Source organism: Chryseobacterium sp. DZ-32 (assembly GCF_059587025.1).
The window spans coordinates 120,193-142,474 of sequence record NZ_JCAIOM010000011.1 but is presented as its reverse complement, the minus strand read 5'-3'; the positions used below and the strand labels follow the sequence as shown (position 1 = coordinate 142,474).

Here is a 22,282-nt window from a genome sequence, read left to right as displayed (position 1 = left end):
AACGCTCAATTTAATTAAAAATTTTAGCATAAAAAATACCGGAATTTAGGTAGAAAAAATTACTGGTTTTTCAGGATTGATAGACGTAGGTGATGCTCATAGCTTTGCAGATATCAAATCATGGATCATAGAATATTCAATATAGTAACTAAAATTTAAACAAAAGATTATGAAAAAAATGAGTATGAATAAGCTGTTAAGAGGCGCATTCGTTGCAGTAATAGCAGCAATGCTTATTGGATTTACAGTGTCATGCAGTAACGATGATGACGACAACAATGTGAATGGAGCAGGGAAAAGTCATAAAGTGGTCTTTAAAGCAATCGCTTCTTCAGGCAGTAATATTGAAGTAGCGGTGTACGGAATTGACGGTAACCCTACCACTGCGACAAGTCTTAGCGGAACAACATGGAGCAGCCCTGAGGTAACATCAGAACCGGGAGCATACAATGCCACCGTTGGAGTAAACGCTGTCGGACCGGATGCTTCTGCAACTTTGAAAGTTCAGATCTGGGTAGACGGAGAACTGAAGAAAGAAGGAACTTCCAGTGGACAATATTTGTCGGCTACTACAAGCTATACATTTTAATATTAAATTTATTTAGGAAATGAAATCGGCGCTGAGATGAATCCCAGCGCCGATTTTTATATAGTGTTTCAGATTAGCTTACTTTGACAATAAAGTAGCTTTTCTTACCTTTTTGAAGCAATAAAAATTTACCATCAATAAGATCTGTTTCATTGGCTGTAAAAGTATCATTTACTTTTTGCTTGTTGACAGAAATTGAATTTCCTTTAATCTCTCTTTGTGCCTCACTTTTAGATTTCAAGAACCCTGATTTTTCAGAAAGAAGATCAACAATATTCACTCCCAGAACATCAGCTTTTGCAATTTCTTTCTGAGGAACACCATCAAAAACTTCCAGGAAAGTTTCCTCATCAAGGCTTACAAGATCTTCAGCAGTAGAACGGCCAAAAAGAATTTCAGAAGCTTTCAATGCTTTTTCATACTCTTCTCTTCCATGTACCCAAACGGTAACTTCTTCCGCAAGTTTCTTCTGAAGCTTTCTTTCGTGTGGGGCTGTTTTATGTTCTTCAATTAAAGCTTCAATTTCTTCTTTTCCTAAGAAAGTATAGAATTTAATAAATCTTTCAGCATCCTCATCCGTAGCATTCAGCCAGAACTGGTAGAACTTGTAAGGAGAAGTTTTCTTTTTATCCAGCCAGTAATTTTCCCCGCTTTCAGACTTTCCGAATTTGGAACCGTCTGCTTTCGTAATTAAAGGAACTGTTAAAGCAAAAGCTTCACCCTGAGCTTTTCTACGGATCAATTCTGTTCCTGTAGTGATGTTTCCCCACTGGTCAGAACCTCCCATTTGAAGCTTCACATTATTGTTTTGGTATAAATGAAGGAAATCATATCCCTGGATTAACTGGTACGTGAATTCTGTAAAGCTCATTCCGTCTGCACCGGATTCTCCTGAGAATCTTTTCTTTACGGAATCTTTTGCCATCATATAGTTGACCGTGATATTCTTTCCGACATTTTTAGCAAAATCAAGGAAAGAAATATTCTTCATCCAGTCGTAGTTGTTTACCAGCTCAGCTTTGTTAGGCTCATTTCCTTCAAAATTAAGGAACTTTGAAAGCTGTTTCTTTAAACAGTCTACATAATGTAAAAGAGTTTCCTCATCCAGAAGATTTCTTTCAGCAGATTTCCCGGATGGATCTCCGATCATTCCAGTAGCACCTCCTACCAGAGCAATAGGTTTGTGGCCATGCAGCTGGAAGTGAGCCAGGATTTTTATCTGGATAAGACTTCCGATATGTAAAGAATCGGCGGTAGGATCAAAACCAATATATGCAGTAGTTACCTCTTTATTCAGTTGTTCATCGGTTCCTGGCATCATATCGGCAAACAGACCACGCCATTTCAGTTCTTCTATAAAGGAATTCATTGATTTTTAACTTTAAAATTTTAAGATGCAAAGATAGTAAATTCCGAAGTATTAAGGGTAAAGCCTTTTTACCATTTTACCTTTCCTATACTTTGTTTTTCAGCCCAAATAATCTATATTTGTTATTAATGAACGACGAACAGCTATTCCTGCTCATCCAGAAGGCCAAGGATAAAGACCAGAAGGCCCAGACTAAACTCATCAATGTTTTTTGGGTGGATGTCTTCTCCTTTGTTATGAAGAAAGTGAGAGATGAAAATGATGCCGATGAAATTACTGTCAATGTTTTTTCAAAAGTACTGTCAAAACTGGATATGTTCGATCCTCATTTTCAGTTTAAAACCTGGGTGCTTACCATTGCCCAGAATACCGTGATTGATTTCTGGAGAAAGAAAAACCGCGACAACGAAGACGCTGTTGAAAATCTTGATGAGGTCAAAAACCAATACGCAAAATCACCGGAAGAACTGCTTATCTCCGAAGAGGAACAGAAGAAAATCATCAAAACCATAGAATCCCTGGATGCCAATTATCAGGACATTATCAGATTGAGATTTTTTGAAGAAAAAAGTATCAAAGAAATTGCTGATGAATTGGGAATTTCAGTCGCCAATACCAAAGTAAGGGTCATGCGGGCCAAAAAAGTCCTGGCAGAACTCCTGAAAAATAATGAGTTTGATGATCATTAAATTCAATAATATTATTCAATAGAAACAGGTTTTAACCCATTTACTAAAAAATACAAATTCAAATTGGCTTCAGCCAAAACTTAAATATTACGACTTTTATTTAAAAATAAACTTCCTCTTTTGTTTTGGGAAGAACTATTTTTTGCTGCTTTTCCTGGTTTCTGTTCTGCAGATTGATCTTTAGTCCTTTTTTAATATAAGTTTCCTTTAAGGATTTACCATATTCAGCTGTATTTTCTACTTCTTTGGAATAGTTCAGCTGTCCTGTTGAAAGGTTAAAATCTATATCTTTCCAGTAATCTCCCGGCCTTCCCGAAGTAGAGGAGGTTCCTATCAGTTCAAAATGTCCGTTCTGAAATCTGTATTTGTCTGTAACATCCCATTTCCAGCTGCTTCCGCCGTTTTGAGAAATAATCAGAATTCCTTTTTCTATTTTCGTTTCTCTGTAAGGGTCACCCATCATACCTCCGCCGTTGCTTTCCATAACAGCATTTCTGGATTTTTCAAGGATTGTCCATGCACCGCCAACCTTTTTCAGGATCTGGATTTCACGGATGTTTCCCATATCAGTAGTGTCCTTTGTGTTGTAGATAATTACTTTTTCAGGAATTTTATCACTATCAAGATCTCCGTCTACAGTCTCAATAACCGTGGAACCTGCAGGCTGAAATTGTTTTTGGGCAAGAGAAAATGTTCCGCATATCGCGGATAAAAGGAAGAATATTTTTTTCATAAGAATATTTTGGAGCCATAAATATACAAATGAATTTCGGATGATCAGTTTCATCAATATTTCCGGTTGATGGTTTCCATTAAAAAATCCTTAACTTTGAACTTCAATTTTAGAAATGGAAAATTCAGTTCAAGACACTACCGTTCAAAAACCAAAATGGATCCGCGTAAAACTTCCTACCGGAAAGAATTACAGAGAGCTGAGAACTTTGGTTGATAAATATAAATTAAACACCATTTGCCAAAGCGGAAGCTGCCCGAACATGGGAGAATGTTGGGGTGAAGGTACAGCTACTTTCATGATTTTAGGAAATATCTGTACGAGAAGCTGTGGATTCTGTGGTGTAAAAACAGGAAAACCACTTGACGTAAACTGGGATGAGCCTGAAAAAGTAGCAAGATCCATCAAGTTAATGAAGATCAAACATGCCGTGCTTACTTCTGTAGACCGCGATGATCTGAAAGATATGGGATCTATTCTTTGGGGAGAAACAGTGAATGCCGTAAGAAGAATTTCTCCGGGAACCACAATGGAAACATTGATTCCTGACTTTCAGGGTATCACAAAACACCTTGACAGATTAGTAGAAGTAGCTCCTGAAGTAATCTCTCATAATATGGAAACGGTAAAACGTCTGACCAGAGAAGTAAGAATCCAGGCAAAATATGAAAGAAGCCTTGAAGTATTAAGATATCTGAAAGAAGCCGGACAAAGAAGAACCAAAACAGGAGTAATGCTTGGATTGGGAGAAACTAAAGATGAGGTTTTCCAGACCATCGAAGATATCAGAAATGCCAATGTAGATGTCATCACCCTTGGACAATATCTTCAGCCGACTAAAAAACATCTTCCGGTAAAGAAATTTATCACGCCTGAAGAATTTGATGAGTTCGGGGATTTCGCCAGAAGCTTAGGGTTCAGACACGTTGAAAGTTCTCCTCTTGTAAGAAGTTCTTACCACGCAGAAAAACATATTCACTAAAAATACAGACCGTTCAGCAATGAGCGGTTTTTTGTTTTTTAGGTAGCAGGGATCAGGTAGCAGATTATAGGTGATAGGTTGCAGATATTAGTGGTTACTAATGAAGGTGGCAATCGTTACAATAACGGCTGCAATCATTCCCATCCTTTGGAGGGGTGGCAAAAATTCAAAGAATTTTTGACGGGGTGGTTGATACAACACTCACAAAAGTATCCATAGCAGCGGACTTTAGTCCGCAATCACAAAAATTACTTAACAAGTCGTATCCTTCTTAATCACTCCAATCTTCCCATTAATTTCAATCGGTCTGAAATGTTTCTTCTTAAACTCGGAAGGTGTTTCTCCCGTATGCTGCTTAAACAATTTATTAAAATAAGAAAGACTTTCAAAACCTACCTGAAAACAAACTTCCGTTACAGACTGATCTTTCAGCAGAAATATTTTAGCCTGATTGATCCTGTAATTGTTAACAAAATCAGTAAACGTCATATTCGTCTGCTTTTTAAAATACCGGCAGAAAGCAGGTGTACTCAAGCTGACAACCTGGGCCACTTCATTGACATTGGGCTTCCGGTCATAATTTTCGTGGATATAGTCGTAGATGGTTCCCATTCTGATCTTATCATTCAAAAACCATTTGATCCGGGTATCTTCCTTATTCAGTTCTTTCACTTCTGTGGAATGGGCAAGAATTTGCAGAATTTCAATCAGCCCAACCAATGATTCAAAAGAGTTTTTATCTTTAATAGCCTGTAGTTTTTCAACAGCTGTAATTTTGGTTTCTCCGGAAAATGAAAGTCCGAGATAAGAACGTTCTAAAAGGGTCTTAATATTCTCAAATTCCGGAACAGGAAGAATAATGTCCTGAAGGAAGCTTTCCCGCATCTGTAATACAAGCTGCCTGCATTCGGTCTGAATACCATAGTCAAAATTAAGATGAGGAACGTTGGAACCAATCAGTAAAAGATCACTGTCTGTAAAGCCGGAAATGTTTTTACCAACGTGGCGGATTCCGTTCACAGCTTCTACATATACCAGTTCAATTTCCGGATGATAATGCCAGAAAAAACAGTTTTTCAGAGAAGGAGAAAATAGCTTGAAGGATTTCCCTTTTTCAAACTCAATAATTTCTTTCTGGATCTTCATTTTGTTCTTATTTGATTGTTTCTGAATTTAAAATTAATTAAAAAGGTTAATATGGAGCAAATTTTTATCATTCAAGTAGGAGTGAAATTCAAACTTTCTTGCGATTTTTGCACTTTCAAAATAAAGATACTCAGGTGATCCTTTAACTTGAAGGAAATTAATTCAGAAAAAGATTTAGAGACAATGAAGATTGACAAAAGAATAATACCACTGGCAATTGGTGGTTTAGGGATAGGAACTACGGAATTTACCGTCATGGGACTGCTGCCGGATATTGCCAAAACATTACAGATTACGATTCCGCAAGCCGGACATTTGATTTCAGCATATGCCATGGGCGTGGTTATCGGAGCTCCAATCCTGATTGGATATTCTGTAAAATTCCCTCCGAAAAAAGTCCTGATGGCTTTTATGATCCTTTTTACATTATTTAATGCGCTTTCGGCTATTGCACCGGGATACAACAGTATGCTGGTTATCCGCTTTATGTCCGGACTTCCGCATGGAGCCTTCTTCGGTGTAGGAACAGTAGTGGCTTCAAGAATGGCAGGAAAAGGAAAAGAAGCATTTTATATATCGATGATGTTTACAGGGCTTACGGTTGCCAATCTCGCAATGGTGCCTCTGGTCACCTATATCGGGCATACCTTCCATTGGAGACTGTACTTTGCGATTGTAGCAGTGATTGGTCTTTTTGCCATTTTATTTTTAAAAATGTGGCTTCCCAATCTGGAATCCAACCAGAATACCCATTTCATGGAAGAACTGAAATTCCTTAAAAATAAACAGTCGTGGCTGGTATTGGCTATTACAGCCATTGGATTTGGAGGATTGTTCACATGGCTGAGCTATATTACTCCTTTAATGACTGTTGTTGCCGGGATCAAAAGCAGCCAGATGGCTTATGTAATGGTACTTGCCGGAGCCGGAATGGTAGTAGGAAATCTTGTGGGAGGAGTTGTTTCGGATAAATTAGGTCCTGAAAAAACCTGTGTACTCCTGATCTTCCTGATGATGATTTCTCTCGGAGGTGTTTTCTTCCTTGCAGAATATAAAAATATTGCTTTGGTACTGACGTTCATGTGTGGCGCTCTATCCATGTCTATCGCATCACCCATCAATATTATGATGATGAAAGCTGCCCCGAAAAGTGAAATGATGGCCGCAGCTTTTATGCAGGCCGGTTTCAATATTGCCAATGCAATGGGAGCTTTCCTTGGAGGAATTCCTTTGGAATATGGGTATTCATTCAACTATCCATCGTTGGTGGGAGTAGGGATGACCTTTATCGGACTGGTTATAAGTGTAAGATATATGTACCTGTATAGTTCAAAAACTGAGAAAAAAGAAATAGCTGCAGAATGCGTATCATGTGATAAATAAAAAAGAAGTCACAGTTAAAAATAACATCGCCTGTTTCAGTAAGAAACAGGCGATTTTTTATCAAATAAATGTTATGCCTCTACCTCATCTCCGTTTTTACACCAGTAGAGGGCATTGTATAAATTTTCTTTTGGGAAAGATTTGAACTCTCCCGGCATCAGAACACTGAAAACACTGGTAAAATTCCGTATCCCTTCTTTATCCGTAACAATGGCTGAGCGGTTCCAGTTGGTAAGATTTTTCAGTCCCAACAATAAATCTTCAAGCCATGCACCCATGGTAAAATTATCCAGATCGGTATCCAAATACAATAAATAATTCAGCTCACCGAACTGCTCTACCTTCTCTTTTACACGCGGAATTACCAGTTTTTCAAAATCCTCTTTCGTTACTTCACCCGTCGCATTGAATGCCGCAACATTCTCCGGGGCTTCTGGAATAATTGTTATCATAATAAATATTTTATGGTGGTTCAGTTTAAAAGAATAACAATAATTACACCATAATTTAGTAGAAAATTGTTAAAAAAGGTATAAATGTTGTTAGTTTCAGTGTAAAATATTAATATGAATCTCAAATCAAATGAACCTTTCTGGCTTATAAAAAACGGATTGTTAGCATCTTATCCATCGTTAAAATCAAATGAAGAATGTGATGTTCTCGTTATAGGAGGTGGGATTACGGGAAGCCTGATTGCTCATCAGATGATAAAAGACGGGTACAAAACCATCCTGATTGATAAACGCGAACTTTGCAACGGAAGTACTTCCGCCACCACTTCAATGTTACAGTACGAAATAGATATTCCTCTGTATGAGCTGATAGATCAGATAGGAAAAAAAGGTGCGGTCTTAAGCTATAAGGCCTGTAGCGATGCTATTGATACCCTGGAAAAAATCACAAAAACCATAAGATCCAAAGCAGGTTTCAAACGCAAAAAATCATTGTATTATGTCTCTAAAAAGAAAGATCTGGAATGGCTGACAAAAGAATATGAGGCGAGAAAGGCTGCGGGATTTGAAGTAAAGTGGCTGTCTGCAGGTCGTGTTCTGAAACAGTTCGGATTTGAAAATACCTATGGCGGAATCTTATCAAAACAAGGTGCAAGCATTGATGCTTTTCAATTCGCTCATGAGCTTTTCATGCATAATGCAAAGAAAGGATTGAAAGTATTTGATAAAACTGAAATGGTAAAAGTGGAGGAGCGTAAAGGATTTAATCTGGTTACCACGGACAGCGGATTTCAGATCAAAGCAAAAAAGATGATTTACTGTATAGGATATGAAAGCAAAAACCTGATCAAAGAAAACTTTGTCAACCTGAAAAGTACTTATGCGGCCGTCTCTGAAATTGATAAAGACAAGTTCAAAAACATCAGCAGCACATTAGTATGGAATACCGATACTCCTTATCTCTATATGCGGACTACTGATGACGGAAGGCTTTTAATAGGAGGAGAAGATGAGGATTTTTATAATGCAGAAAAGCGTGATGCTATTTTAGATCAAAAAGAACAAAAGATCATCAAAACATTAAAGAAAATAAAACCCGATTATCATTTCTATACAGACTTTGTCTGGGCTGGAACTTTTGGGGAAACAAAAGACGGTTTACCCTATATCAGCGAGCATAAAAAATTTAAAAATTCTTATTTTGTGTTGGGTTTCGGAGGAAACGGCATTACTTTTTCAGTCGCGGGAATGGAAATGACTTCTTTGTTTATGAAAGGCAAAAAGCATCCGTTATCAAGATATTTTAAGTTTGGAAGATGATCTTACCACAAAAGTCACAAAGATTTTGAATCTTCTACATATTTTAAGCTTCAGGTTTGCGAATGCCAGGTGTAAAAAGGTTACTTAGATTCCTACGGAATGATATACTGACTGCATAAATCATTATTTCAATTGTGTCATTCCGTAAGAATCTAAGCTAAATTATTGTAAGATAAAGAGCACTTATCATAATGGTGCCGAATAGCATAAAAGCGGGCCTTAACCCGCTTTAACTACAAACTATACCCGTTCTTTTTCGCAAGTTCAAGAATTGAGCTCTCAATGGCTTTTCCCAAATCATCAGAATCATCATTTCCTCTTTTTTTCATTTCGGAATCAATATAAGTCTGGCGTTTTCTGGAAAGTTCTTCTATTTCCTTTTGAATTGTATCACGTGCTGCTGATTTGGCAGCAATCGTTTTTTGAATTTCTTCCTTACTTTTTCCTTTTAATTCAGCAGGAAGTTCGCTTTCTTTTACAGTGGCAATAAATCCGGCATCTTTTTCAGCTTTATCTACCAGATCCCAGTGATCATTTTTATAAGCGTTCTTTTTGGATTTAGCAACTGTTCTTTCCACCAGGTTGGATGCCGATTGTGCTTCTGCATTTTTATCCTGTGTGATCTGTTTAAGCCTGTATTCTGAGCCATGATTTCCGTAGTAGATATAAGTATCATTTAACCTGGCATTGCATTCAGAAATTCTTTTGTCGTAAGGTGTTTCAATATACATCACTTTTCTGTCGCTGTCGATATTGAAATATTTTCCTCCTCCCAGGGATGCTCCGTTTTGCCAGAAGGTCTGGATTCCCTCTTCGCGGCTTCCACAGAAAATGGTGTTGGTGTAAATATTTTTAGCTTTTGCTTTTGAAACAACCTCTTTATAATTTATTTTTCCCTGATCAAATGCTTCGTTACCGGCAATATAAATCAGTTTCATACTTTTTTCATTCCCATCCCAATTGAGGTTGGCAGAGGCATCACGGATCACTGCACCGCAATATTCACTGCCTCCATTGGTTCTTAAGGTAAATAATTTTTCAGAGACAAGATCCAGATCCTGAGTGAGAGGAGTTACCTGGCGGATGTAATTTTCATCACGGATTCCGTCGTTGCCATATTCATAAAGGGCAATTTCGATCTCGGGAGCCTTTCCGTTGTACTTAAGAGTGGTAAGTGTATTCACAATATTCCACAGTCTGGATTTTGCCTGATCAATCAATCCGTCCATACTATTGGAAGTATCCAGGAGAAGAGCAACCTGAATTTTATTGTCTTTTACCGTTGAGGTTACCGGAATCAATGCCGTTTTTTGTACCGGTAAATGATTGTCAGTATTACTATTTGCAGAGCGGTTTTCCTGAATGTTTCCGGAGCTTAACAAAGCTGTACCGGCTGCAAGTGCTAAGATTTTTAACGTTGTCATATTGTTGTTTTTTTATTGGTTATTTGTTGTAATCGGAAATCTTTAAATCCTTATTATTTTAAATTCCTGAAGTAAAATTATCTTTATTTAAGGCTGAAAATCGGGAAACTTGGTGAACGGAAGGTTTCACTTGGTGGATAATAAAAACGGAAGGATCTGATTATATGTGATCGTAATAATCTAATGTGTCATTTCAATACTGTCAGGCTGAGCGGAGTCGAAGCCTTTACCATTCGAAAAACTTTAATAGATCGACAGGTATTTTTCTTCAGTCAAAAACGCAATAACCCAATAGTAAAAAACAAAAAAACTGCCCAAAAGGCAGCTTTCTCAAATCTGTTATTTTAAAGGATTTCGTATTTTGTTTTAATGCTGTATTTCAGCTTGATGTTTTCAATATTATCAAAAGAAAAATCTACCGGAGCATCAGCCATTTCCAGCTGGATATTGCTTGCTCTTCCTTTGTAGGCTGCCGGCATAATCATATCGCTGGTGTAATCTTCTATCTCTACAATTTCAAGGGCATTTCCTGTCTTTTTACCCATACTTTCCAGTAAGTAGTCTGCTTTCTCTTTGGCTGCTTTCAAAGCGTTGATCTTCACTGCTTTTCTGAAATCTGCAATTTTGGTATTCTTTACCTCCGCAATATTCAGGCTGCTTACCCACTTTTGATTCAGGTCTTCAAAGATTTTGCTGAGGTTTGATTTTGTACCGGCTTTAAAGTGATAATTTTTGGAAAACTTAGCGGTTTTAGAGTAAATATTCTGATACATGGATTTGAATTTGATATCCTCATTCTTTACCCCTGCATTTTTCAAAATATCAAATAATTTCTTTTCATTATCTGCCAGATCGTTTTTATTATCAGCTTTTATCCCGATACTGAAGATAATTTCATCCGGTTCTACTTCCATTTCTGCCACTCCTGTTACTTCAATTGCATTTTTCTTTACTTCCTGAGCGTTTACAAAACTTCCAAGAGTTAAAATTCCGATTAATAAAAAATGTTTCAATTTCATAATTTCCTGTTTTTAAATTTTTAATTCTGATGTAAAATTACACAGATCAGTAACCGGAATCCTGGAGACTTGGTGAAATGGAACTTTCACTTGGTGAATAGTTTTTGAGCAGACTATATATATGTATATCTTTGTTTTATGAAAATGCTTAAATTCTTTACTCTATTCTTATTGGTGCTTTCGGGAAATACAATCTTTTCCCAAACCACTACTAACAGCAGTGCTGCTGTGGAAGAAGTGCAGGTAGAAACAAAGAAGTTGAAAAGAGCAATGGACACCAAAAATGAGCCTGCCCAAGCAGATTCTTACTATAATATCGGTGAAACATTTTTCAATAGCGGAAACTTTCCCAAAAGTGAAGAGTATTATACAAAAGCGAAAAAACTGTATGAAAAGCTCAATGATAAGCCCAATATCGAGAAAGCAACCCGAAGATTAGCCCAGTCACAGGAGAAACAGAATAAAATAACTCCTGCTATCAGCAATTACAGCATGGCTGCACAGGTAAGTTACAGCGAAAAAAGTAAAGCTGTGAATTCTAATGATGCGGCAAGACTTTCTTCTCCTACACCCGAACTGAAAGCAGAAGCGATTCAGAATAATATCAATCTGACTAAAAAGGAAAATGATCAGGGAGACCTTGCAGAAAGCTACAGCCAGCTGGCAGATGTTAACCTGAAACAGAAAGATGTTTCCAGTGCTGAAGAAAACCTGAATACAGCCTATAAAATTTCTAAAAAAGAAGCTCCTCAACAGGCTCTTGCCATCAATCAGAAGCTGGCAGACCTGTATGTTGAAAACAAAAACTTCGAAAAAGCTATTGAAGCCAAGAAGAAAGTTTTGAAAGAAGACTTTGTAAAAGAAAACTCGCAGGAAAAAGTTAATCAGATTCAGGAACTGGCAGATATCTATATTAAAAAAAATGATCCGGAGGAAGCCGTAGATCTTTTAAAAAATGCCTATGGAATTGCGCTGGACAAAGGTCATACACTGGAAGCACAGAAAAGTGTAAAAAAGCTGGACAGCCTTTATGCGATCTCAGGAAATATTGATGCCTCCGTTCAGTTATACAGAGACTTTTTGGGAAAACTTCCAAATCTTGTTTCCAAAGACAGAAGCCTTGTTGATAATAAAATTCTGGAAGATACAGAACAGAGAATTTCACAGCTGGAAAAAGAAAAAGAGTTGAAAGATGAATTGATCAGAAAGAAAAACGTCTTTAATTACAGTCTGATCGGAGCGTTGATTGTACTCACCGGACTTATTATTTTCATTTTCAGAATGCTGAAAAAAGTTCAGATTAAAAATAAGAAAATAGCTCTTCAGTCGCTGCGAAGAGAGATGAATCCTCATTTTATTTTTAACAGTTTAAATAGTGTCAACCATTTTATAGCCACCAATAATGAGCTTGAAGCGAATCAGTATCTTACAAAATTTTCGAAGCTGATGCGCGGTGTAATGGAAAATTCCACCGAAGATTTTATTCCTTTTCAGCAGGAGCTTGACCTTTTGCAAAATTATCTGGCGCTTGAAAAGACCCGTTTTGCAGATAAATTCGATTACGAAATTGAAGTAGATGAAAATCTGAATATGCAAAACCTTCAGGTTCCGGGAATGCTGATACAGCCATTTCTGGAAAATGCTGTCTGGCACGGACTCCGTTACAGAACCGAAAAAGGATTTTTAACATTAAGCTTCGAAAAAAGTGAATCGCATCTTAAAATCCTTATTGAAGACAACGGAATAGGTATTGAGGAAAGTAAAAAGCAAAAAACAGAACATCAAAAAACAAGAGAGGGCAGGGGAATGAAAAATACACTGGAAAGAATTCAGCTCCTGAACGATCTGTATAAAAAAGACATCACCTGCTCTATAAAGGATAAAGAAAATAACAGTGGAGTTTTGGTGACTATCCGGATGAATCTTGCTTAGCAGGATTAAGGCGGACTGTAAGTTTTGGACCAATTGTACGATTGGTTAAATATCACTAATTTGCATCTGCAATCTGTTATCTGCCACCTAAAATCTGTTCAAATGAAAATAAAAGCTGTCATTGTTGACGATGAACTTATAGCAAGAGAAGTTTTACGAAGCTATCTTACCAAATACTGTCCGCAGGTGGAAATTCTGGGTGAAGCTGAAAATATCAAAGAAGCAGTTCCGTTAATTGCTGAAAAGCAGCCTCAACTGGTCTTTCTGGATGTAGAAATGCCTTTCGGAAATGCTTTTGATGTGCTGGAAGCTACCAAAGATTTCTCCTATGAAACCATTTTCATTACTGCATTTTCACAATATTCTTTACAGGCTTTAAATAAATCAGCAAGCTATTATATTTTAAAACCTATCGATATTCAGGAACTGATTCTGGCAGTGAATAAAGTGGCGGAAAGCCTTGAGAAAAAAGAAGAGCTCAACCGGAATAAGATCCTTCTTGAGAATCTGAAATTAAAACCTGAGAAACAGCAGCTGATTTTGCCAACTTTACAGGGATTTGACGTTGTAAAAACAGAAGATATTGTAAGACTTCAGGCGGATGGAAATTTTACTCAGGTATACCTTACCGATGGTTCAAAGAAGATGGTGTGCCGGTTTCTGAAACACTTTGATGATCTTCTGGAAAACCCGTTTGTCAGGGTTCACAGGTCTCATATCATTAATACAGGTTTTGTAAAATCCTATCATAAAAGCGGAACCGTGATGCTGGCGGATGATACGGAAATAGAGGTTTCAGGAAGCTTTAAAGATAATTTCCTGAAAGTATTTTCATAGAATTTATGGGTCCTTAACAGACCAAAGGCATTATTTTTGACGTTCTATCATAACCACCAAAATATTCCTGTCATGAAAACCATTCATAAAATTATACTTCCCGTTTCATTGGGAGCACTGGGGCTTATTATTTTCAATTCCTGTTCTGTAAGAATTCCCAGAGGAGCATCTGCGGTAAAGAATTTTAATATTAAAAAATATCTGGGCAAGTGGTATGAGGTCGCCCGTTTCGATTACAGGTTCGAGAAAAACATGGACAATGTTACAGCAGAGTATACAGAGAATCCGGATGGTACCGTTCAGGTAAGAAATAAAGGCTATGATTACACTAAAAAAGTATGGAATGAATCTATCGGGGAAGCAAAATTTGTAAAAGATCCTGCAGAAGCCCGTTTGAAAGTTTCATTTTTTAAGCCGATCTGGGCCGGTTACAACGTCATAGATATTGATGAAGACTATCAATATGCTCTTGTGGCAGGAAGCAGTTTAAAATATCTGTGGATCCTTTCCCGTACTACGAGCATTCCGGAAAGCATCCGTCAGCGTTTCCTCCAGAAAGCAAAAAAAATCGGCTATAATACCGATGAGCTGATCTGGGTAAGACATAATCAGTAAAGAATAATCCAAATCGCAAAATAGTGGAAGGGCAAAAATGCAGATAAGTATATTATGTACAATTTTGCCCTTTTATGTTTTAGCTGTTAATATATTCTTTCCATTCTTCAAAACGGTGATCTATCACCTGTTTCATCAGATCATAATTTTCATAGGTATCCTCAATGTGATAGAAAGTTTCATATTCATAGTCATTTTCTTCTGCTTTAGCATCAAAAATATTCACGTAATCATCAGCGAATGAGCTGTATCTGTTTCCAAAATCGGTATCATCAGCATAATAATCCTTTGCAAAAAGATTTCCCAGTTCATTCAGGTCATATTCTGAGAATTTTCCGTCGCAGGAATCCATAATGAATTCAGCACCGGTTATTTCTCTTCGCTTTACTTTTTCTATTTCCTCTTCACCATCTTCCTTCAGTTCATCAGAGATCAGATCGTTATGGATACACCAGTTCAGGAACATTCCTGTGTGGGTAGCCCCGTTTTTCTGAGGAAGGCCTTCCGGAAAATCACCGCCATAATGCCATGAAGCATCATCATATTTAGACATAATTTGTATTGTAGTTTTAGATAATTTCTTCAAAAATAGAAAAAATCAATTTATATTGCCGCTGCCACAGAATTTTCCGTCATTTGCATAGAATTTTTTTCAACAAAAAAACATATGGAAAAAGCTGTTCTGATTACTATCGGTGATGAAATCCTTTCCGGAAATACGGTAGATACCAATTCTAATTTTATTGCGACTGAACTTAAAAATATAGGAATAAAAGTCATTCAGATTCTTACGATCTCAGACGAAATTGAAACCATTAAAAATGCATTGAAAACCGCTTTTGAAACCGGCGATTTAGTCATTACAACAGGAGGCCTCGGGCCAACCCGTGATGATAAAACCAAAAAAGCACTGGCTGAATATTTCGATGATGAAATTGCTTTGGATGAGGTGACATTCAATCATTTGAAAGGCTATATGGAACGACGTGGAAGAGCAGATATTCTCGAAAGAAACCGCGAACAGGCATTTGTCCCTACCAAATCCATCGTTTTTCAAAACCATTACGGAACGGCACCCTGTATGATGATGGAACAGGACGGAAAATTGTGCTACAGCCTTCCGGGGGTTCCTTATGAGGTGAAACCGCTTATTAAAGATCAGATTATTCCTTATTTACAGCAAAGATTCAGTCTGCATTATATCCATACCCGGATTGTTTCTGTGGTCGGAATTCCTGAAAGTATCCTTGCGGACAAAATTGAAGACTGGGAACTGGCACTTCCGGAAAATATTGCACTGTCTTATCTTCCGGTGGGAACCCGTGTAAAGCTTCGTCTGACAGCTTCCGGTGATAACGAAGAGCAGTTGAAGCAAATAACAGAAGAAGAAATCCAGAAATTGCTTCCTTTGGTAGAAGGCCATGTCATTGCAGTATCTGAGGATAAAATTGAAAATATTCTGGCAGAAATGCTTACCGAAAGAAACATGACGATCTCCACAGCAGAGAGTTGTACAGGAGGTGAACTGGCAAAAATGATTACTTCAGTTTCCGGCAGCTCGAAATATTTCCTGGGTGGAGTGGTTGCCTATGCCACAGAGAAAAAGATTAAAATTTTAAATGTTTCTGAAAAGACCGTAGAACAGTTTACCGTGGTGAGCGAACAGGTGGCACAGGAAATGGCAAAAGGCTGTCAGGAATTGTTTGAAACTCATATTTCCCTTTCTACAACCGGTGTTGCGGGTCCGGGGAAAGGAGAAGACGGTAAGGATGTTGGAACAGTTTACTATACGATCAGAATCAATGATCAGGAAGTAACCTCAAAATTATACATGCCGCATCTGGAAAGGGTAGATTTTATGAATTTCGTTTCCCAGAAGGTGATTCAGGATTTGGTTAGCCTTCTTATAAACAGTTAGATAGAGGATTGTTTTTTTAATTTTTTTTTAATTAATTTTTATACAGTTTTTCACGCTTTTTGACTGCCATTCAATAAATTTCAAAATCGTGGAAAATTCCAAACAGATTTTTCAGACCAACAGCAAAAAACGCTGGAAAAGTGTGCAATGGGGAAGCCGTGTCTTTATTTTTATAGGAGTACTGCTTCTTCTTGCTTTAGGTCTGATGATGACTCTGGACAAAAGTCCTAAAATTCCTTTTAAAGAAGATTATAAAGCAGTAATTACAGCCAATAAACCTTACCTTCAGGAGAATAAAATTTCTAAAGAATATAAAGGTTTCAGAAGCTTTATTTCTGAAAAAACAATTCACACCAATCTCGACAAGATTGAGAAAGCAAGAGCAGAAAGATATAAAAATCAGAACAGAAACTGGGCTCAGTTTCCGGGAGGAATCCGTTCTGCATTTTATGTAGCCTGGGATCCTCAGTCTCTGATGTCTCTGAAAAGAAATATCAGACACGTGAATCTTGTTTTCCCCGAATGGTTTTTCCTTGATCCTAAAACCGGAGATCTGAAAACCAATGTAGATCCGGAAGGCTATAAAGTGATCAAAAGAACAGGTGTGGCTGCCATGCCGATGCTGAGTAATAACTTTGACAGAGAATTCCGCTCGGAAGGACTGATAAAAGTTCTTAACGATCCTCAGAAAAGAACTCATCTGATCCAAAAAATCACTCAGCAATGTAAAAAATACCACTTCAAAGGAATTAATATTGACTTTGAAGATATGAACCTGAATTCTGATGAAAATCTGATTGCTTTTATGAAAGAGCTTTCAGAGACTTTCAAAAAAAATCAGTTACTGGTTACCATGGATATCATGACGGACAATGATGATTACAATATTCCAAGGCTGAATCCTTATGTAGATTATTTTGTGCTGATGGCTTATGATGAATACTCTGCAGGAAGCGATGCCGGTCCGGTGTCTTCTCAGAAATGGATCGAACAGCAGACAGGAAAAATTGTAAAACAAACCTCCCCGCAAAAAATAATTCTGGGCCTTGGAGCTTATGGCTATGACTGGAGCTCTAATCCGGATGACAATACTTCTGTTACTTATATGCAGGCAATTACGAAAGCCAGCGCCAGTAAAGCGGTCATAGATTTTAATGACAATACGTTTAATTTAAATTATTCTTATACGGATTCCAAAAATCTTACCCACACTGTATTTTTCAATGATGCGGCTTCTATCTTCAATACAATGCGTTTCTCCTCGGAATATCCTTTGGCAGGAACTGCACTCTGGAGACTTGGAAGTGAAGACAGCAGAGTGTGGAACTTCTATGATAAAGATCTTACGTTTGCAGGGCTATCCAAACTGAACTTAAAAACATTGGAAAATGTAAAAGGGCAGACCATGGTGGATTACATTGGAGACGGGGAAGTGCTGGATGTCCTGAATACGCCTCATGACGGAAAAATTGCATTGGAAGTAGATCCGAAAGAGAAAATTATCACAGACGAAAACTATGTTACCTATCCAAGTTCTTATGAAGTGAAGAAATATGGCAGTGCTCCTCAGAAAGAACTCGTGCTTACCTTTGATGATGGTCCGGATGAAATCTTTACACCGCAGGTTTTGGATGTATTGTCAAGATATCATGTTCCGGCCGCTTTCTTTTTGGTAGGCTTAAATGCAGAAAAAAACCTTCCGCTTGTGAAAAGAATTTATAGAGAAGGACATGAAATAGGAAATCACACCTTTACCCATGAAAATGTTGCAAAAGTAAGTCCGGAAAGAGCTTTGCTTGAAATGAAACTTACCCGTTTGCTTATAGAGTGTGTGACGGGACACAGTACAATCCTGTTCAGAGCACCATACAACGCAGACTCTGAACCTACCACTTCGGAAGAGATTATTCCGGTAGCTTTGGCCAGACAGCAGAATTATCTTGATATTGGAGAAAATATAGATCCTGAAGACTGGCAGCCGGGAATAAAAGCAGATGAAATTGTAAAACGGGTATTAGCCGGAATCAAACAGGAGAGAGGGAATATCATTCTTCTTCACGATGCAGGAGGAGATACCAGAGAAGAAACGGTAAAAGCTTTAAAGATTCTGATTCCGACCCTTCAGAAACAGGGTTATTATTTTACCAACCTTACCAGCATTTTGCACAAAAGCAGAAATGAGCTGATGCCTGAAGTGCCTAAAACGAAGTCATATTACATCATGCAGCTGAATCTTGTGCTGGCTACCGTTATCTATGGAGTAAGTCATTTTCTCGTGGCATTATTTACTATTTTCATTGTATTAGGATTGATCAGATTATTGCTGATGGCATACTGGGCTTTTAAAGAAAGAAATAAAGAGAAAAAACTGGGTGAGCTTCCGGTTCTGAAATCCTATCCGAAGGTTTCCATTATTGTTCCTGCTTATAATGAAGAAGTGAATATTGTGTCTTCCCTGCAGAACTTATTGAAACAGACGTATCTTAACTTTGACATCATTATGGTAGATGACGGCAGTAAAGATTCTACTTATGAAAAAGCAAAAGCTGCATTTCCTGATCATCCGAAACTGAAAATTTTCACCAAAAGAAACGGTGGAAAAGCAACTGCTTTAAATTTCGGAATATCACAAACCGATGCCGAATATGTAGTATGTATTGATGCAGATACCAAACTGCAGCAGGATGCCGTGAAATATCTTATTGCAAGGTTTTTAAATTCTGATCCGGAAGAAAAAATAGCAGCTGTTGCAGGAAATGTAAAAGTCGGAAACAGAGTCAACTGGCTCACCAAATGGCAGGCTATAGAATATACAACGAGTCAGAACTTCGACAGACTGGCGTATGCTCACATTAATGCCATTACTGTAATTCCGGGTGCTATCGGGGCATTTAAAAGAGCAGTGGTTATTGAAACGGGAGGCTATTCATCCGATACCCTGGCAGAAGATTGTGATATTACCGTAAAAATTTTAAAAGCCGGATATACGGTGGCTAACGAGAACAGAGCAATTGCCGTCACAGAAGCTCCGGAAACCGCCAATCAGTTTTTAAAACAACGTTTCCGATGGACCTACGGAATCATGCAGATGTTCTGGAAACAAAGACAGACTTTCCTTAACCCCAGATATAAAGGATTGGGACTTTGGGCGATGCCGAATATTTTATTATTCCAATATATCATCCCATTTTTCTCGCCGATGGCAGATGTGATTATGTTCTTTGGAATTCTGTCCGGAAACGGAGACAAAATATTCACCTATTATCTGATCTTCCTTTTGGTAGATGCTTCCCTGGCTTTAGTGGCATTCATCATGCAGCGGGAAAAATTAACCAATCTGCTGTATATCATTCCACAGAGATTCGGGTATAGATGGCTGATGTATATTGTATTATTTAAAAGTTTAAGAAAAGCACTGAAAGGCGAAATGCAGTCCTGGGGAGTTCTGAAAAGAACCGGAAATGTAAAAGAGATAGCAACTTCATGATAACTAATAAAGGCAGGAAGGAAGAATGAGGCTGGAAGTTCCGGATTTTCATCACAGCTTCCTGCTCCCAACTTCCACTTAAGAAGCTTTCATGTTATTTATTTAAATTTGTTTTCATATTCAAGTAACAAATTCAAAATAAATCATACATATTCTATAAATTGTTATCATAATGAAAAAAATAACGCTTTCTTTGTTTTTAATAGCAGGGATCTGTACTCAGACGACTATGAGCGCACAAGCAAAAGCTGCTAAAGTAGCAGTGAATAACACAGATAAAGGCTTAGACCTTAGCCTGATGGACACTTCTGTACGTCCTCAGGATGACTTTTACAACTATGTGAGTGGAACATGGATGAAAACAGCCAAAATTCCATCTGACAAACCAACATGGGGAAGCTTCAACAAACTGGCGGAGGATACGGATAACAATTCCATGACCATCCTGAACTCTCTTCTGAAAGATAAATTTGCTGACGGAAGTGAAGGGAAAAAGATCCAGGATCTGTATGCTACATACATGAACATGGAGAAAAGAAATGCAGACGGAATCAAACCAATCCAGGAAAATCTGAATAAGATTGATGCTATTAAAAATATGGCTGATCTTCAGAACTACCTTACTTCTGTAACGAAAGAAGGAGAGAACATTCTTTACGGATGGGGAGTGGATGCAGATCTTAAAGATTCTAAAATGAACGCCGTTTATTTAGGAAATGCCACTTTAGGTTTAGGAAGAGACTACTATCAGAAAGTAAACGAAAAAAATACAGAAGCTATTGCTGAATATCAGAAATATGTAGCTTCAATGCTAAAAGAATTAGGATATAAAAATGCTGATGAGGCTGCAAAAGGTATTGTAAACTTTGAAAAAAGTGTTGCAAATACCTATCTGACAAATGAACAGAGCCGTGACAATACACTTCAGTACAATCCTAAAACAATGGCTGAACTTTCAGCATTGGTGAAAGGAGTAGACATCCCTGGTTACCTTAAAAAAGTAGGAGTAAATACGGATAAGGTCATTATCAGCGAATTAGGATTCTATAAGAATTTTGATAAATTGATCAATGCTCAGGACCTTCCTGTGATCAAAGATTATCTTAAATTCCATATGATCCACGGAAGTGCTTCTTACTTAAGCGAAAACTTAGGAAATATGAAGTTTGCTTTCTATGGCAAATACCTTAGAGGCCAGCAGGAACAGAGAGCTCTTAACAAGAGAGGGTTTGAATTGATCAACGGTACTTTGGGAGAAGCTTTCGGAAAACTATATGTTGAGAAATATTTCCCTGCTGAAGCAAAAGCTCAGATGGTAGAACTGATTGACTATTTAAAGAAGAGTTTCGCAGTTCATATCAATAACTTAGCATGGATGTCTTCTACCACTAAGGAAAAAGCAATGCAGAAGCTGAACAAGTTCACTGTAAAAGTTGCTTATCCGGATAAATGGAAAGACTATTCAAAATTAAATATCGTTTCTGAAGCTAAGGGAGGAAACCTATATCAGAACCTTCAGAACATTACCGAATGGCAATACAATAAAGATTTAGCAAAGATAGGCAAGCCGGTGGATAAAACAGAATGGGGAATGACTCCGCAGACTGTAAATGCATATTACAACCCGGTAAATAACGAGATTGTATTCCCTGCTGCCATCCTTCAGCCGCCATTCTTTAACCCTAAAGCTGATGCTGCTGTAAACTTCGGAGGTATCGGTGCGGTTATCGGTCACGAAATGAGCCACGGATTTGATGATTCAGGTGCACAGTTCGATGCCGATGGTAACCTGGTAGACTGGTGGACTCCGGAAGATAAAGCGAACTTCGAAAAAGCAACAAAAGCCCTTGCTTCTCAGTATGATAAATATGAGCCTGTAAAAGGAACTTTTGTAAACGGTACTTTCACAAACGGTGAAAATATCGCTGACTTAGGAGGTGTAAACATCGCTTATGACGCTCTTCAGATGTATTTAAAAGACAAAGGAAACCCAGGGAAAATCAGCGGATTTACTCAGGATCAGAGATTCTTCCTAAGCTGGGCAACCGTTTGGAGAACATTATCAAGTGAGAAATATATGGTGAATCAGGTGAAAACTGATCCGCATTCTCCTGGATATTTCAGAAGCTTCGGTCCGCTAATCAACGTTGACGCTTTCTATAAAGCATTTGATGTGAAAAAAGGAGACAAATTATACAAAGCTCCGGAAGACAGAATCAAAATCTGGTAAAAATAACAACCGCTCAGCAATGGGCGGTTTTGTTTTTTTAGGTAGCAGGTGATAGATGGTAGGTAGCAGGTAGCAGATGGTAGGTAGCAGGTTTTAGGGATTAGGGAAAATAGGTGATAAATAATAAGTAATAAGTAATCGAAGGGACAATCGTTAC

At 37.8% G+C, this 22,282-nt stretch carries 18 protein-coding genes; 11 read left to right on the top strand and 7 right to left on the bottom strand.

The features are described 5' to 3' along the window. Window positions 1–169: 169 nt before the first annotated feature. Window positions 170–589 (top strand): hypothetical protein, encoded by a 420-nt coding sequence (locus AC59HC_RS14100; protein ID WP_202839733.1) that lies wholly within the window; start codon window positions 170–172, stop codon window positions 587–589. Window positions 590–662: 73 nt separating this feature from the next. Here AC59HC_RS14100 and tyrS read toward each other — a convergent pair whose 3' ends face one another. Continuing rightward, entirely contained in the window at window positions 663–1,958 is a 1,296-nt protein-coding gene (tyrS, locus tag AC59HC_RS14095) for a tyrosine--tRNA ligase (protein ID WP_227944052.1), read from the bottom strand. A 128-nt stretch (window positions 1,959–2,086) separates the two neighbouring features. Here tyrS and AC59HC_RS14090 point away from each other — a divergent pair, with 128 nt between their 5' ends. Further along, window positions 2,087–2,647, top strand: coding sequence for an RNA polymerase sigma factor (locus tag AC59HC_RS14090; RefSeq protein ID WP_110010746.1), 561 nt, complete (start codon window positions 2,087–2,089; stop codon window positions 2,645–2,647). 100 nt (window positions 2,648–2,747) lie between these two features. Here the strand turns inward: AC59HC_RS14090 and AC59HC_RS14085 are convergent, their stop codons facing one another. Next, the gene (locus tag AC59HC_RS14085; RefSeq protein ID WP_238349607.1) at window positions 2,748–3,380 is read right to left on the bottom strand and encodes a hypothetical protein; all 633 of its coding nucleotides are present in this window, start codon (window positions 3,378–3,380) and stop codon (window positions 2,748–2,750) included. 115 nt (window positions 3,381–3,495) lie between these two features. Between AC59HC_RS14085 and lipA the strand changes: the two genes are divergently transcribed. Beyond that, complete coding sequence (gene lipA, locus AC59HC_RS14080; protein WP_002981042.1) at window positions 3,496–4,362, top strand: lipoyl synthase; 867 nt, start codon at window positions 3,496–3,498, stop codon at window positions 4,360–4,362. 252 nt (window positions 4,363–4,614) lie between these two features. Here the strand turns inward: lipA and AC59HC_RS14075 are convergent, their stop codons facing one another. Further along, on the bottom strand, window positions 4,615–5,508 hold the full coding sequence (locus AC59HC_RS14075) for an AraC family transcriptional regulator (RefSeq protein WP_411414370.1): 894 nt from the start codon (window positions 5,506–5,508) through the stop codon (window positions 4,615–4,617). Between the two features lie 183 nt (window positions 5,509–5,691). Here AC59HC_RS14075 and AC59HC_RS14070 point away from each other — a divergent pair, with 183 nt between their 5' ends. Continuing rightward, complete coding sequence (locus AC59HC_RS14070; RefSeq protein ID WP_343643746.1) at window positions 5,692–6,891, top strand: MFS transporter; 1,200 nt, start codon at window positions 5,692–5,694, stop codon at window positions 6,889–6,891. Between the two features lie 71 nt (window positions 6,892–6,962). Here AC59HC_RS14070 and AC59HC_RS14065 read toward each other — a convergent pair whose 3' ends face one another. After that, window positions 6,963–7,343, bottom strand: a complete 381-nt coding sequence (locus AC59HC_RS14065) for a SpoIIAA family protein (protein ID WP_110010742.1) — start codon at window positions 7,341–7,343, stop codon at window positions 6,963–6,965. 114 nt (window positions 7,344–7,457) lie between these two features. Between AC59HC_RS14065 and AC59HC_RS14060 the strand changes: the two genes are divergently transcribed. Then, the gene (locus tag AC59HC_RS14060) at window positions 7,458–8,663 is read left to right on the top strand and encodes an NAD(P)/FAD-dependent oxidoreductase (RefSeq protein ID WP_343643745.1); all 1,206 of its coding nucleotides are present in this window, start codon (window positions 7,458–7,460) and stop codon (window positions 8,661–8,663) included. Window positions 8,664–8,896: 233 nt separating this feature from the next. Here AC59HC_RS14060 and AC59HC_RS14055 read toward each other — a convergent pair whose 3' ends face one another. Both AC59HC_RS14055 and AC59HC_RS14050 read right to left on the bottom strand, forming a co-directional pair. Next, window positions 8,897–10,087 (bottom strand): VWA domain-containing protein, encoded by a 1,191-nt coding sequence (locus tag AC59HC_RS14055; RefSeq protein ID WP_496558848.1) that lies wholly within the window; start codon window positions 10,085–10,087, stop codon window positions 8,897–8,899. Window positions 10,088–10,431: 344 nt separating this feature from the next. Next, the gene (locus AC59HC_RS14050) at window positions 10,432–11,106 is read right to left on the bottom strand and encodes an SIMPL domain-containing protein (protein WP_202839719.1); all 675 of its coding nucleotides are present in this window, start codon (window positions 11,104–11,106) and stop codon (window positions 10,432–10,434) included. Window positions 11,107–11,244: 138 nt separating this feature from the next. On the opposite strand from AC59HC_RS14050, the gene AC59HC_RS14045 reads away from it, so the two are divergent. The 3 genes from AC59HC_RS14045 (at window position 11,245) to AC59HC_RS14035 (ending at window position 14,490) form a co-directional block, all read left to right on the top strand. Beyond that, window positions 11,245–13,038, top strand: a complete 1,794-nt coding sequence (locus AC59HC_RS14045; RefSeq protein WP_202839717.1) for a tetratricopeptide repeat-containing sensor histidine kinase — start codon at window positions 11,245–11,247, stop codon at window positions 13,036–13,038. 102 nt (window positions 13,039–13,140) lie between these two features. Beyond that, on the top strand, window positions 13,141–13,875 hold the full coding sequence (locus tag AC59HC_RS14040; RefSeq protein WP_110010731.1) for a LytR/AlgR family response regulator transcription factor: 735 nt from the start codon (window positions 13,141–13,143) through the stop codon (window positions 13,873–13,875). 72 nt (window positions 13,876–13,947) lie between these two features. Next, a complete protein-coding gene (locus AC59HC_RS14035; protein WP_496558847.1) occupies window positions 13,948–14,490 on the top strand; it encodes a lipocalin family protein in 543 nt (180 codons plus the stop codon). Window positions 14,491–14,569: 79 nt separating this feature from the next. On the opposite strand, the gene AC59HC_RS14030 is transcribed toward AC59HC_RS14035, so the two are convergent. Then, window positions 14,570–15,043, bottom strand: coding sequence for a DUF7832 domain-containing protein (locus AC59HC_RS14030; RefSeq protein WP_110010729.1), 474 nt, complete (start codon window positions 15,041–15,043; stop codon window positions 14,570–14,572). A 114-nt stretch (window positions 15,044–15,157) separates the two neighbouring features. On the opposite strand from AC59HC_RS14030, the gene AC59HC_RS14025 reads away from it, so the two are divergent. The 3 genes from AC59HC_RS14025 to AC59HC_RS14015 all read left to right on the top strand — a co-directional run bounded on the left by AC59HC_RS14025 (window position 15,158) and on the right by AC59HC_RS14015 (window position 22,125). Then, on the top strand, window positions 15,158–16,408 hold the full coding sequence (locus AC59HC_RS14025; protein ID WP_202839713.1) for a CinA family nicotinamide mononucleotide deamidase-related protein: 1,251 nt from the start codon (window positions 15,158–15,160) through the stop codon (window positions 16,406–16,408). An 88-nt stretch (window positions 16,409–16,496) separates the two neighbouring features. Beyond that, window positions 16,497–19,895 (top strand): trifunctional glycoside hydrolase family 18/polysaccharide deacetylase/glycosyltransferase family 2 protein, encoded by a 3,399-nt coding sequence (locus AC59HC_RS14020; RefSeq protein WP_496558846.1) that lies wholly within the window; start codon window positions 16,497–16,499, stop codon window positions 19,893–19,895. A 172-nt stretch (window positions 19,896–20,067) separates the two neighbouring features. Continuing rightward, a complete protein-coding gene (locus AC59HC_RS14015) occupies window positions 20,068–22,125 on the top strand; it encodes a M13 family metallopeptidase (RefSeq protein WP_110010726.1) in 2,058 nt (685 codons plus the stop codon). Window positions 22,126–22,282: the final 157 nt, after the last annotated feature.

Bases quoted from the DNA above. Each gene is read 5' to 3' on its own strand.
- AC59HC_RS14100 (WP_202839733.1), top strand. From the start codon at position 170: ATGAAAAAAATGAGTATGAATAAGCTGTTAAGAGGCGCATTCGTTGCA.
- tyrS (WP_227944052.1), bottom strand. From the start codon at position 1,958: ATGAATTCCTTTATAGAAGAACTGAAATGGCGTGGTCTGTTTGCCGAT.
- AC59HC_RS14090 (WP_110010746.1), top strand. From the start codon at position 2,087: ATGAACGACGAACAGCTATTCCTGCTCATCCAGAAGGCCAAGGATAAA.
- AC59HC_RS14085 (WP_238349607.1), bottom strand. From the start codon at position 3,380: ATGAAAAAAATATTCTTCCTTTTATCCGCGATATGCGGAACATTTTCT.
- lipA (WP_002981042.1), top strand. From the start codon at position 3,496: ATGGAAAATTCAGTTCAAGACACTACCGTTCAAAAACCAAAATGGATC.
- AC59HC_RS14075 (WP_411414370.1), bottom strand. From the start codon at position 5,508: ATGAAGATCCAGAAAGAAATTATTGAGTTTGAAAAAGGGAAATCCTTC.
- AC59HC_RS14070 (WP_343643746.1), top strand. From the start codon at position 5,692: ATGAAGATTGACAAAAGAATAATACCACTGGCAATTGGTGGTTTAGGG.
- AC59HC_RS14065 (WP_110010742.1), bottom strand. From the start codon at position 7,343: ATGATAACAATTATTCCAGAAGCCCCGGAGAATGTTGCGGCATTCAAT.
- AC59HC_RS14060 (WP_343643745.1), top strand. From the start codon at position 7,458: ATGAATCTCAAATCAAATGAACCTTTCTGGCTTATAAAAAACGGATTG.
- AC59HC_RS14055 (WP_496558848.1), bottom strand. From the start codon at position 10,087: ATGACAACGTTAAAAATCTTAGCACTTGCAGCCGGTACAGCTTTGTTA.
- AC59HC_RS14050 (WP_202839719.1), bottom strand. From the start codon at position 11,106: ATGAAATTGAAACATTTTTTATTAATCGGAATTTTAACTCTTGGAAGT.
- AC59HC_RS14045 (WP_202839717.1), top strand. From the start codon at position 11,245: ATGAAAATGCTTAAATTCTTTACTCTATTCTTATTGGTGCTTTCGGGA.
- AC59HC_RS14040 (WP_110010731.1), top strand. From the start codon at position 13,141: ATGAAAATAAAAGCTGTCATTGTTGACGATGAACTTATAGCAAGAGAA.
- AC59HC_RS14035 (WP_496558847.1), top strand. From the start codon at position 13,948: ATGAAAACCATTCATAAAATTATACTTCCCGTTTCATTGGGAGCACTG.
- AC59HC_RS14030 (WP_110010729.1), bottom strand. From the start codon at position 15,043: ATGTCTAAATATGATGATGCTTCATGGCATTATGGCGGTGATTTTCCG.
- AC59HC_RS14025 (WP_202839713.1), top strand. From the start codon at position 15,158: ATGGAAAAAGCTGTTCTGATTACTATCGGTGATGAAATCCTTTCCGGA.
- AC59HC_RS14015 (WP_110010726.1), top strand. From the start codon at position 20,068: ATGAAAAAAATAACGCTTTCTTTGTTTTTAATAGCAGGGATCTGTACT.